Annotated in this window: 9 protein-coding genes; 6 read left to right on the top strand and 3 right to left on the bottom strand. The window is 68.6% G+C overall.

Annotation, left to right across the window (positions count from 1 at the left end; all coding sequences use genetic code 11):
- The first annotated feature begins 155 nt into the window (after positions 1-155).
- Positions 156-464, top strand: a complete 309-nt coding sequence (locus tag IG98_RS51455; RefSeq protein ID WP_157594792.1) for a hypothetical protein — start codon at positions 156-158, stop codon at positions 462-464.
- Positions 465-484: 20 nt separating this feature from the next.
- Here the strand turns inward: IG98_RS51455 and IG98_RS0140180 are convergent, their stop codons facing one another.
- Positions 485-883: a hypothetical protein gene (locus tag IG98_RS0140180; RefSeq protein ID WP_157594793.1), complete on the bottom strand. Its 399-nt coding sequence runs from the start codon at positions 881-883 to the stop codon at positions 485-487.
- Between the two features lie 62 nt (positions 884-945).
- Complete coding sequence (locus IG98_RS0140185) at positions 946-1,788, bottom strand: SGNH/GDSL hydrolase family protein (protein WP_030925109.1); 843 nt, start codon at positions 1,786-1,788, stop codon at positions 946-948.
- A 251-nt stretch (positions 1,789-2,039) separates the two neighbouring features.
- On the opposite strand from IG98_RS0140185, the gene IG98_RS0140190 reads away from it, so the two are divergent.
- The 3 genes from IG98_RS0140190 (at position 2,040) to IG98_RS0140200 (ending at position 6,902) form a co-directional block, all read left to right on the top strand.
- Positions 2,040-3,020, top strand: a complete 981-nt coding sequence (locus IG98_RS0140190; RefSeq protein ID WP_030925112.1) for a LacI family DNA-binding transcriptional regulator — start codon at positions 2,040-2,042, stop codon at positions 3,018-3,020.
- A gap of 231 nt (positions 3,021-3,251) precedes the next feature.
- Positions 3,252-5,909, top strand: coding sequence for a family 78 glycoside hydrolase catalytic domain (locus tag IG98_RS0140195; protein ID WP_030925114.1), 2,658 nt, complete (start codon positions 3,252-3,254; stop codon positions 5,907-5,909).
- A gap of 291 nt (positions 5,910-6,200) precedes the next feature.
- Positions 6,201-6,902, top strand: coding sequence for a hypothetical protein (locus IG98_RS0140200; RefSeq protein WP_211264313.1), 702 nt, complete (start codon positions 6,201-6,203; stop codon positions 6,900-6,902).
- Between the two features lie 244 nt (positions 6,903-7,146).
- Here IG98_RS0140200 and IG98_RS0140205 read toward each other — a convergent pair whose 3' ends face one another.
- The gene (locus tag IG98_RS0140205) at positions 7,147-8,157 is read right to left on the bottom strand and encodes a LacI family DNA-binding transcriptional regulator (protein WP_030925119.1); all 1,011 of its coding nucleotides are present in this window, start codon (positions 8,155-8,157) and stop codon (positions 7,147-7,149) included.
- A 208-nt stretch (positions 8,158-8,365) separates the two neighbouring features.
- On the opposite strand from IG98_RS0140205, the gene IG98_RS0140210 reads away from it, so the two are divergent.
- Complete coding sequence (locus IG98_RS0140210; protein WP_051753543.1) at positions 8,366-9,637, top strand: MFS transporter; 1,272 nt, start codon at positions 8,366-8,368, stop codon at positions 9,635-9,637.
- Between the two features lie 46 nt (positions 9,638-9,683).
- Positions 9,684-12,428: a glycoside hydrolase family 78 protein gene (locus IG98_RS0140215; RefSeq protein WP_030925123.1), complete on the top strand. Its 2,745-nt coding sequence runs from the start codon at positions 9,684-9,686 to the stop codon at positions 12,426-12,428.
- Positions 12,429-12,432 lie beyond the last annotated feature (4 nt).

Genomic DNA, 12,432 nt, shown 5'->3' on the forward strand with positions numbered 1-12,432 from the left:
CGCGTCCCGCTTGAACTCATCGCCGAACTTCGACGGTCGTGCCACCCGAAGGCTCCCCTCTACGGAACAAGATCCATTGTCGGGGGTGTCCTCACCTCGAGGGGAACCTCAATCTACGCCAGGTACTGCTCGCACATGGAGCCTCCGGCGAGGAGGTGGCCGGGATCGATCCGGACGAGGCGCCACTCGATGCTCGGATGATGCGCTACCGCTACGGTCCTTTGGACCCCTCGTACTACGCGGTGCTGGGTTCTCTCATCGGCCGCGGTCTGATCGACGTGACACCGCTCAGCAGAGGATTCGGTTATCGCACCTCAGCCACCGGCGCCGAACTCGCGGCTTCTTTGCATTCCGACGAAAGCTTCGCTCATCTCGCCGATCGCCTCATCTTGTTGCGCCGCCATCTGGACAAGTGCCGGTGCCACGTTGAAGAAATACCTCTACGAACTCCCCGATATCGCTGATGCCGCCTGGCATGAGGACCTCACATGAACTCGTCTTCTTCCTCCGTTGAGCCGCAACAGCCCGATGAGGGCGCGGTCGGTGCCCATCGGCTCGAACTCATCGACGTCGAACTGGTCGGAGGCGAGCGCACCGTCCGGTTCCATCCTGGTTGGCGGGCGCCGACCTGCCGGGCGTTCCTCGCGCTGCCGGTCCGGAACCCGCCGCCGTGGATGTACACGACGGCCAGGTCATCGCGTGCGTCGGCCGGTGTCAGCAGCAGACCGGCGGGATGGACCTCCTCGGCGATGCCGGGAGCACCAGGGAAGAGATCGGCGTATCGGTCGGCTTCCCTGCGCTCGTCGTCGAGGGTCATGGGCCCGCGGTTCGCGCGGCCCTCGCGGAGCATGGAGATCAGCAGCTCGTAGTTCTGGCTTGGCACGAGCACCAAACTAACACGTGATAGTAGGAGGCCGGAGCCGTCCCAGCTCCGGCCTCGAGTGGTCACATCGCCAGCTTCGCCTTGATGAGGTTCGCCATCGCGGTCATGCCGTCGACGTTGGGATGCGCGGGACCGTAATGCGTCCCCAGGGTCGGCTCGGTCCAGCGGACACCGACCGGCTTGCACGCGTCATGCCCGGTGCTGGCCTGGTAGGGATTGACGGCGAGCGCGCCGTTGACCTCCGCCTGCGTCTGGAGCATCGCGTCCAAGCTCTGCTGTTTCGCCGTCACCCACGGCACATCGCCCGGGGCGAAGGGCAGCCACGGCCAGCAGCCACCGCCGTCGGGAACGAGCCGCAGGTAACCGGCCACGACGATGGTGGCGTGCGGGGCACGGGCACGAATGTCCCTGATCGCCTGGCCGACCTTGCCCGCCGCCGCGGCGATCTTCGTTTCGATCTGGTCGACTCCTCCCGAGATGAAGTGCTTCTGGCGCGGATTGCTCCACCACTCGCCCAGTGCCAGCACCCCGCAGGTACCCAGATCGGTGAGGATTCCCGCGTCGTTGCCGCCGATGGTGACGGTCACCAGGTCGGTGTCGGGAGCCAGCATGTCAAACTGCGGGGGCACGCCGCTCTTCTGCGAGGAGGTGAAGGCCGCCGTGGTCGCGCCACCGCAGGAGGCGTCGGCGAAGCTCCGCACGCCTAGAGCCGCGGCCAGCAGGTGGGGGTAGTTGTGGTCGGAGCGTTCGCATTCCGGCGCCACCTGTGTGGCCAGACTCGGACCGGATGCGTAGGAGTCGCCCCGGGCGACGTATTTGATGGCAGGCGCCGCATTGACTGGCGCAGGAAAGAGCAGCGGAATGGCAAGTGCAGCCAGTAAGAGCAGGATTCGGGAAGGACGCATCGGGCAGCTCCTTGGGGGTCGCGAGTGGCGAGCGAAGGAACTACTGTCGAGTAGCTACCCGGGAGTTAAACATCGCGTTTCCTTTCCCGCAAGAGCGGATTCTGCTGGCGTGATTTCACAAGAATGGCATGAGAATAGCCCTCTTTTACAGAAAAGAGGGTGGGCCGCCTGCCGTTACTATCACGTGTAACCTATGACTGGGCAGACGTTAACAGCCCCCGACGAGCGGGGCAACGGGGACGGAGTCGGGAGTGGCAGACAAGAAGCGCAGGATCACCAGCGTGGACGTCGCACGGGAGGCGGGCCTGTCGCGTGGCACGGTCAGCTTCGTGCTGAACAACACGCCCGGCCAGTCCATCCCCGAAGCCACCCGGCAGCGGGTGCTCCAGGCCGCGGCCCGGCTGGGCTACACGCCCTACGCGCCCGCCCGCACGTTGCGCAGCGGGCGCAGCGACGTGGCGCTGTTCGTGCTCCCCGACTGGCCGCAGGGGCCGACCATGGCGGCGCTGGTCGACCGGGCGGCGCAGGTGCTGGGCGAGGCCGGACTCACCCTCATCACGCACGTGCACGCGGGCCACGACGACGGGCTGATGAAGCTGTGGAGCGCGCTCAGCCCGGCAGCCGTGTTCGGCATGCGGCCGTTCACCGGCGAGGAACTCGAAGGCATGCGGCGGGTACGCATCCCGGCCGTCCTGCCCCCGTCCGAGCAGCCCGGATACGACATCGGCGGCAGCCTGTGGATCAGCGGAGTGGGTCGGCTCCAGGCCCGGTACCTGATCGGCAAGGGGCACGAGCGGCTGGCCTACGTCGTGCCGGACGATCCCCGCCTGTCCGCGCTGGGGAGAGGGCGGGCCGAGGGCGCGGCGCAGGCGTGCGCGGAGGCCGGACTTCCGGAGCCGGTGGTGTCCACCATCGCCATGGACGCCGGGTCGGCGGCCGAGGCGGTGGTCGGCTGGGAAGCCACGGTGACCGCCGCCTGCGCCTACAACGACGAGGTGGCCCTGGCGCTGCTGGCCGGGATGCGCGCCGCCGGATCGAGCCTGCCGGTCATCGGCGCCGACGACATCCCTGCGGCGCGCTTCGCCGTACCTCCGCTGACGACAGTCGCGCAGGACAGCGGCGAGATCGGCGAGCACATCGCCAGGGCGCTGCTCAGGGTGCTCAATGACGAGGATCCGGCGCTGGAGCTTCCGGCGAGCGTCATTCACGTGGTCGAACGCGAATCCGCCTGAGGTTGGGTCCCACCCGGATGAGCTGGGCCCGTTTTCCACTACTTGCACGTGTCAGTACAGCCTGGTTAACATCCTGAACACATCGGGGACACGCCCCGCCTCGCCGATCCTTTCGTTTTGACTTCCCCAGCCAGTCCACCTGCCCGATCGAGGAGCGTTCGCTCGCTCTCGTGCTCCTTCAGCGCAGTCATCACGCTCGCCTGCACGCTCATCTGACGATTGGAACGCGCTATGTCCAACCCTCACCACCTGCGAGTGGAACACCTGGAGGCTCCGCTCGGACTCTACGTGCGGCGTCCCCGACTGTCCTGGTCACTGCCCACGGCGGCTTCCGGCCAGCTCGCCTATCAGGTTCGCGCCGGGGAGTGGGACTCGGGCTGGGTCGATTCCGACCAGAGCATCCTGATCCCGTACAGCGGGCCCGATCTCCAGTCGGGCCAGCGGGTTGAGTGGCAGGTCAGGGTGCGGACCGAGCTTGGTGAGAGCGGTTGGTCACAGCCGTCGTCCTGGGAGATGGGCCTGCTGGAGCCGGAAGACTGGAGCGCCCGGTGGATCGAACCCCGGGAAGACGGGGACCCGCCCGCGGCAGGTGAACGTCCAGCGCAACTCCTGCGCCGGGACTTCACCGTGTCCAAGCCGATCACCAGGGCTCGGTTGCACGCAACCGCCCACGGGATCTACGAAGCGTTCCTCGGCGGGCGGCGGGTCGGCGATCTCGAACTCACCCCCGGCTACAGCGCTTACCGCGACATCCTGCACGTGCAGACCTACGACGTGACCGGACTCGTCACCCAGGGCGCGGGAACGCTAGCGCTGGTCCTGTCCGATGGCTGGTTCCGCGGCCGCAACGGCGCCATGCGCATCGCCGACTTCTACGGCACCCGCACCGCCGCGCTGTGCGAGTTGCGCCTCGATCACCCGGACGGCTCCACCACGGTGATCGGCACCGACGAGCTGTGGACCTCGTCGACCGCCGTGATCACCGCCGCGGACCTGATGGACGGAGAACGCCACGACCTGCGACGTGTCCAGCCCGGCTGGAGCGCGCCGGAGTTCGACGACGCGCATTGGTCCAAGGTCTCGGTGGTGACCTACGGCCTGTATGCGGACTTCGCCCGCCTCACCGCTTCGCCCGCACCGCCCGTCCGCGCGATCGAGGAGCTACCCCCGGTCTCGGCGAGCACGCTGCCGTCCGGGACACAGATCATCGATCTCGGCCAGAACATCAACGGCCGGTTGCGGCTGACCGTACCGGCTGGAGACACCCTGACCCTCACCCATGGCGAGGCGCTCGACCCGGGCGGCGATCTGACGACCGATCATCTGCGCGGGGTGGACTGGCAGTCCGGGCAGCCGCTGCCGATCGGTCAGATCGACGTGGTCACCGCGAACGCGGAGTGGGACGCGGTGTTCGAACCACGCCACACCACCCACGGCTTCCGCTATGTCCGCGTCGAAGGCGCCTCGCGGCCGATCACGGCGGCCACCGGCGTGATCGTCCACACCGATCTGCGCCGCACCGGCCGCTTCCGGTGCAGCGACGACCGGATCAACCGGCTGCACCAGATCGCCGACTGGGCTTTCCGCGGCAACGCCTGCGACATCCCCACCGACTGCCCGCAGCGCGAGCGCGCCGGCTGGACCGGCGACTGGATGCTATTCGTCCCCACCGCCACGCTGCTCTACGACGTCGCCGGCTTCTCCGTGAAATGGCTCCGGGATCTCGCCGCCGACCAGTGGGACAACGGCTGCCTGAGCAACTTCGCCCCAGACCCGGCCGGCAGGCAGGTTCAGGACCTCCCACCCGAGATCCTCGATCACTTCGCCGGCTCCTCCGCCTGGGGCGACGCGTCGGTCATCGTGCCCTGGGAGCTGTACCGGGCCTACGGTGACCTCGACATCCTGCACGAGTTCCGGCCGATGATGGTCCGCTGGCTGGACTTCGCCGTCGAGCGGGCCCGCACCCGGCGCCATCCCGACCGGGTCGCCCGCAGCGCCGAGCCGGCGGCGCACGAGAAGTTCCTGTGGGACGCCGGATTCCACTGGGGAGAGTGGTGCGAACCGGGTGCGGAACCCGAGGCGTTCCGCACCGCCGACCAGGGTGCGATCGCCACCGCCTATCTCTACCGGTCGGCCGCGCTGCTATCGCGCATCAGCTCGCTGACCGGGCATGACGCGGACGCCGGGCGCTATGCAGAACTGGCCGGCAAGGTGCTGCAGGCCTGGCGGAGCGAGTTCATCGCGGCGGACGGCTCCCTGTCTCCACCGACTCAGGCCACCTACGTCCGGGCGCTGGCTTTCCGGCTCGTCCCCGACGACCTGCGCGCCGCGACCGTCAACCGCCTGGTCGACCTGATCCGCGCGGCGGGCACCCACGTCGGCACCGGGTTCCTCGCCACCCCCTACCTGCTACCTGTCCTCGCCGACACCGGCCATCTGGACCTCGCCTACGACCTGCTGTTCCAGGACTCCGAGCCCTCGTGGCTCACGATGATCGACCGTGGCGCGACCACCGTCTGGGAGGAGTGGAACGGCATCGACGAACACGGAACTCCGCACGGCTCGCTGAACCACTACAGCAAGGGCGCCGTCATCCGGTTCCTCCACACCCACACCGCCGGCATCCGACAGGCTCCCGACGACGAGCTGAGCGCCGGCCCCGACACCGCGGCCTATCGCCGCTTCCTGATCGAGCCACGGCCCGGCGGTGGCATCACCCACGCCGAAGCCAGTCTGGATACCCCGTACGGAGCGATCGCGGTCTCCTGGCGGATCGTCGGCGAAGCCTTCGAACTCACAGCGACCGTCCCACCGGGAACGCGGGCCGACGTCAGGCTGCCCGACGGCCGCAGCTATCACGCGACTCCGGGCACCCGGACCTACCGATGACACGGGACCGGCGCGCTTCCCGAACCAGTGAAATGCGCCTTCATTACTTGCCCGTACAAGTATCACGTCTTCCCCCTCTTCGACCTATGGGGCCCACATGAGCACACCAGCCACTCCCGTCCTGCCCAAGGTCGGCTCCCGCTACATGGGGTGTCGGTAACGAGGCTGTCAGCAGGTGCACGCGATTGCGTTAACCCAGGTCAGCGAGCCGGACTGGCGGGACGGAATCAGCATTCTGCAGGTGAACCCCAGCGGTGCTGCGAGAGCTGTCACCAGGGTCAACACGATCGCGTGTACCTGGTGACACGACTCTTAACGACACCCCGTCTCCGACCGCGCCGCCCGGCTCGAACATCACGCATCCGAACAAGCCCGCCTCGAAGGCGAGATCAACGGCTGCGCGAGTACTTTGCCCTGCTGGAACGTCACCACCGGCAACTTCAGGGACGCGAAGAACTGGAAAACCGTCGCGAGGAACTAAACGCTGAAATCAACGCTCGAGAGCTCAGCCAGGTCAACACCGAAGACAACGTGCGCGCGTTGGAGGAGCGAATGCTCGAATACCTTCAAGAGCTGCACATTCCTCACCTAGGCCAAGAGCCGTCTGTCAGGATCAACCGCACCACGTACATGCCGGAAGTATCAGGACGCACTTTCGATGAGCTGTCCAGCCAAGGACTCAAGACACTGGTGAACATCGCTCACGCTCTGGCTCACCACACTGTGGACATCGACCGCGACCTTCCCCTGCCGGGACTGCTCATACTTGACGGCCTGTCAGCGAACGCCGGCCATGAGGGGTTCGATCGAGAACGTGTCCGTGATGTGTACCGGCTACTTGACACAGTCACACAGCAATATCAAGGAACTCTGCAGGTCATCGCGGTCGACAGCGAACTCTCCAGAAACATCATCCTTGATTTTGCCGATCATGTCGTTCTTACGCTCAAGCAGTCCAATCGCCTCATTCGCATTCCTGCCGATGCTTCCTGATTGGGAAGTCCAGCGGTTCGTGCTGCCGTATCCGACAGTCGACCGCTCGTCCGCGTTACCGAACGCCATCATCGATGAAGCCGCCGACGCGTGGCAGGCGAAGGTGGACGGGACTGCGATCCGATCGCCACACCGGGCCACCTGCGTCCCGCATTGTGGTGGTGTTCATGACGACCCGCTGGTCGTCGTCGTACTGGACAGGTGCTTCGCCGAAGCTGTCGGCGGATCTCTCGTCGGCGGGTGATCAGGCGGAGTTCCGCTCGATCACATGCACGCCGTCTGGAACGAGAACCAAATCCGCGCTCCCGCCGGCCAGGACGCGCAGAAGGGCGTGGGCCAGGCGTGCGCCCAGGTCGCCGCTGTCGATGGCGACGCTCGTCAGGGGAGGGGTCGCGAACCGGGCGGCGGGGATGTCGTCGACGCCGATCACGGCCAGATCGGTGGGGGCCGACAGGCCGAGAGTGCGCAGGCCGGCCAGCAGGGCCAGGGCGATCTCGTCGTTGTAGGCGCACACGGCGGTGGGGGCGTCCGGCGAGGCGCGCCAGGCCGAAAGAATTTCGGCGGCCGCCGCGGCGTCCAGGGGGACAGTCGCGACGGCCGGCGGCGGCAGACGGGCGTCGGCGCATGCCTGCGTGGCGCCCTGGGCGCGTCCCTGGGCGAGGGCGGCCAGACGAGGGTCGTCGGGCAGCGCACAGGCGAGGCGGGTGTGCCCTTTGGCGATCAGATACTCGGCCTGCCTGCGGCCGACGCCCAGGGCCCAGAGGCTGGAGTGCAGATCCTGCTCGGATGGTGGGTGGGGTGGGGGCAGGACGGCGGTGATGCCCGCCTGGCGCATGGCCTGCCACTCCTGTGGTGTGAACGGCCGCATGCCGAATACGGCGGCGGGGGTGAGGGCCGCCCACAGGTCGGCCAGCCTGTCCGATGTGCCGGAGTACACGTGGGTGATCAGGGTGAATCCGGCGCCGGACAGTACCTCGGCGGCGTGGTCGACCAGGTCCGTCATGGTGGGGCCGCGCGGCCAGTCGGGCAGTACGAAGACGGCGATGTCGCTGCGTCCGCTGCGCAGCGTGCGTGCCGGGGCGTAGGGGGTGTAGCCGAGCCGGGCGGCGGCCCGCAGTACGCGCTCGCGGGTCTCCTGCGGGATCGACTGGTTCGGGGTGTCGTTGAGCACGTAGCTGACGGTGGCACGCGACAGGCCGGCCTCCCGTGCCACGTCGGTGCTGGTGACCCTTCGGGCAGGTCTTTTCGTCGGCACCCACACCCCTTGTCCGTTTCTGCTCCCTGTCATCCTATTGCCGCAAGGCAACAGCGATGTTAACGTCCTCGCACTGATACTTACACGTGTCATTAGCCGTACGCTCACGCGATGCCTCCCCGGGCCCATCGGCCGCCCCGTCTCGTCATACGAGAGCCGCTCCGGCTGGACCTCACCCCTTATTAAAACGATTTCATTCTGGAGAGCGATGTCCGACACCGCGCACCCGTCTCCGGCCATCGCCGCCGCCGGACCGCCGCCAAGGGTCGGCGGCGGGTTCATCGCCGTCTACGTCCTGGCCTATCTCGGGCTGTACGTGGCGGTCATGACCCCGCTGCTGGTCTCCCTTGCAATCCGCCTGCAGCAGATCGACCCGGCCGGCAAGGAGACGGCCCTCGGCCTGGTGGTCGGGGTCGGCACGCTCGTCAACATCGTCGCGAGCCCGGTCGTCGGCATGCTCAGCGACAACACCACCTCCCGGCTGGGGCGGCGGCGTCCCTGGATGCTGGCCGGAATGCCCCTGCTGATCGCCGGAGCGGTGATCATCGCCACCGTCGAGTCGGTTTCCGGGGCACTCGTGGGTTACGTGGTCGGGCAGATAGGCCTGAGCTGCGTCATAACGCCGCTGGTGGCGATCATGCCCGATCAGGTGCCCGAGGAGCAGCGTGGCAAGGTGGGCGGGTTGCTCGGGTTCACCGCGCAGATCGCCGGAGTCGGCGGATTCCAGATCGCCGGGATGCTCAGCGACTCCCCCCTGCTGCTGTTCTTGACCCCCGTTCTCGTGGCCTGCGTCACGGTGCTGCTGCTGGTCGTGGTGATGCCCGACCGCCGCCTGTCGGAGGCCGAGCGCGGCGCCCTCGACTTCGCCGGCCTGCTGCGCGGCCTCACGTTCGACCCGCGGCGCCACCGCGACTTCAGCTGGACCTGGATGGGGCGTTTTCTCATCCACTTCAGCCTGATGTTCCTGTCCACCTACCAGCTGTACTTCCTCACCGACCACCTCGGCTACGAACTGGGCGAGGTCACCGGCCTGCTGGCGATCACCGGCGGTATCGGGCTGGTGATGACGTCCGTGGGCGCGATCGCCAGCGGTTATCTGTCGGACCGCCTGCGGCGGCGCAAGGTCTTCATCTACCTGGCCGCCGCCCTCTTTGTCGTCGGGTTCGTGATCATCGCTTTCGCCTCGTCGTTCACCTCGGTCCTGGTGGGCTCGCAGTTCATCCTGTTCGGCGCCGGGGTGTTCGGCGCGGTGGACCTGGCCATGGTCACCGACGTACTGCCCAACCGCGAGTCGGAGGCGGGCAAGTTCATGAGCATCTTCGGTATCGCCAGCGCTCTGCCCCAGTCGGCCGCGCCCGTCGTGGCGCCGTTCGTCCTGGCGGTGGGTGGTGGCGGCAACTATCCGCTGCTCTTCCTGGTCGCCGCCGGCATCGCGGTCGCGGGCGGCCTGAGCGTCCGCCCCATCAAGGGGGTACGGTGAACACGAAAACTGACACGTGTAAGTTCCTTGCTCGGAGGAGGCCTCAATGACGACCTGCGTGACCGATATCCGTTTCGATCACCTGCGGGAACCGCTGGGCATCGGAAACGCCTCTCCCCGCCTGTCGTGGATCACCCAGACCGGCAGGGGCGGATGGACGCAGCTGGCCTACGAGATCGAGGCTCGCGGTGAGCGGGTCGGGGGCACGTCCGCGGAGTCGGTGCTGGTGGCCTGGCCTTTCGCGCCGCTGGCCTCCCGGGAGCGTGTGGCGGTGCGGGTTCGGGTGCGGGGGGCCGAGGGGTGGTCGTCGTGGAGCGAGGAGGCTCATGTCGAGGCCGGCCTGCTGGAGTCGGCGGACTGGTCGGCCCGGTTCGCCGACCCGGGGGAGGGGTCGCTGCTGCGCGGCGAGTTCTCCGTACGGGCCGCAGTGCGCTCGGCCCGCCTGTATGCGACCGCGCTGGGTGTCTACGAGGCGGAACTGAACGGCGTCGTCGTCGGCGACCATGTGCTGGCTCCCGGCTGGACGGCTTATGAGCACCGGCTGCGCTACCAGACCTTCGACGTGACCGCCCTGCTGCGCCAAGGCCGCAACTGCCTGGGTGCCACGCTGGGCGACGGCTGGTACCGGGGCCGGCTCGGTTTCGACGGCAAGCGGGCCCTCTACGGTGACCGGCTCGCCTGGCTGGCCCAGCTGGAGATCACCTACGACGACGGAGGCGTCGAGCGGTTCGCCACCGACGCCTCCTGGCGGTCGGCGTCCGGCCCGCTGATCTGCTCCGACCTCTACGACGGCGAGGCCTACGACGCGCGCCTGGAGAGATCGGGCTGGTCGCTGCCGGGCCACGACGTGACTGATTGGTCGCCGGTCGAGCTCGTGGAGCGTGACCTGTCCACGCTGGTGGCCCCCGACGGGCCGCCGGTGCGCCGCACGCAGGTGCTGACCCCGGTGGACAGGCGCACGACCCCGCTGGGCACCACGATCGTCGACTTCGGCCAGAACCTCGCGGGCCGGCTGCGCGTCACCGTCCGCGGGCGGGCCGGGGAGCAGGTCGTATTGCGCCACGCCGAGGTGCTCCAGGACGGTGAGCTGTGCGTCGCGCCGCTGCGCACGGCCAAGGCCACCGACGTCTACACTCTGCGCGGCGGCGAGGAGGAGATATGGGAGCCGCGCTTCACCTTTCACGGGTTCCGCTACGCCGAGATCAGCGGCCCCGTGGAGGAGGTGGCCGCCGTGGTGTGCCACTCGGACCTGGAGCGCACCGGCTGGTTCACCTGCTCCGACCCCCTGCTGGAGGGCCTGCACGAGAACGTCGTGTGGAGCATGCGCGGCAACTTCCTGGACGTGCCCACCGACTGCCCGCAACGCGACGAACGCCTGGGCTGGACCGGTGACCTGCAGGTGTTCGCCCCGACGGCGTCGTTCCTGTTCGACAGCGCCGGATTTTTGACCTCCTGGCTGGCCGACCTGGCGGCCGAGCAGGGCGAGAACGGCGTGGTGCCCTACATCGTGCCCGACGTGATGACCGGGGGCGACAACGCCGCCGCCGCATGGGGCGACGCCGCGGTGATCGTGCCGTGGGTGCTGTATCGCCGCTACGGCGACGCCGGGATCCTGCGGGCACAGTTCGACAGCATGCGCGCCTGGGTCGACCACGTGGCCGGCCTGGCCGGGCCGGATCACCTGTGGAACAGCGGCTTCCAGTTCGGCGACTGGCTGGACCCCACCGCCCCGGCCAACCGGCCCGAGCAGGCCAGGACCTACCCCGAGATCGTGGCCACCGCCTACTTCGCCCGCTCGGCCGACCTGCTCGCCCGGACGGCGGCGCTCCTCGGCCGCGCCGAGGAGGAATCCCGCTATCAGGCGCTGGCGGCCCGGGTGCGCCAGGCGTTCCAGAACGAGTACACCACCGCTTCCGGCCGGCTGCTCAGCGACTCGCCCACCGCCTACGTCCTGGCCCTGGAGTTCGCCCTGCTGCCCGGCCCCCTCCAGCGTCGCCACGCCGCCGCCCGCCTGGTGGAACTGGTGCGCGGCAGCGGCTACACGATCGCCACCGGATTCGTCGGCACCCCGCTGATCTGCGACGCCCTGACCGAGGCGGGCCACCTGGAGGCGGCCTACCGATTGCTGTCGCAACGCGAGTGCCCCTCCTGGCTGTACCCGGTGACCATGGGCGCCACCACGATCTGGGAGCGCTGGGACAGCCTGCTGCCCGACGGCACCGTCAACCCCAGCGGGATGACCTCCTTCAACCACTACGCGCTGGGCGCGGTCGCCGACTGGCTGCACCGCACCGTCGCCGGACTGGCCCCGGCCGAGCCCGGCTACCGCGCTTTGACCATCGCCCCCCGCCCCGGCGGCGGTCTGACCCACGCGACCGCCCGGCTGCGCACCCCGTACGGCCTCGCCTCCTCCTCCTGGCGCCTCGACGGCGGGCAGATCAGCGTCGAGGCGGTCGTCCCGGCCAACACCACCGCCCAGGTGACCCTGCCGGGCGGGGACCGGATCACGGTCGGCTCCGGCACCCACCGCTGGAGCGCACCGCACGCCGACGCCCAGGCCGACGCCGCCCCGCTCACCCTGGACAGCACCCTGGCCGAGGTCGCCGACCGGCCCGGTGCCCTGCGGGTTCTCACCGACGCCATCGTCGGGCACCTGCCGGAGATCGCCGAGCACGTGCAGGCCGGGCTCGACTCCGCCCAGCAGAACATGACCGTCCGCGAGGCGATCGCGATGATCCCGGGCGGCGAGTACCTGCCCGCCGAGATCGAGACCGGCTTCGCCCGCCTTTGATGAC

This window comes from Streptosporangium amethystogenes (assembly GCF_000721075.1).
Taxonomy (GTDB): domain Bacteria; phylum Actinomycetota; class Actinomycetes; order Streptosporangiales; family Streptosporangiaceae; genus Streptosporangium; species Streptosporangium amethystogenes.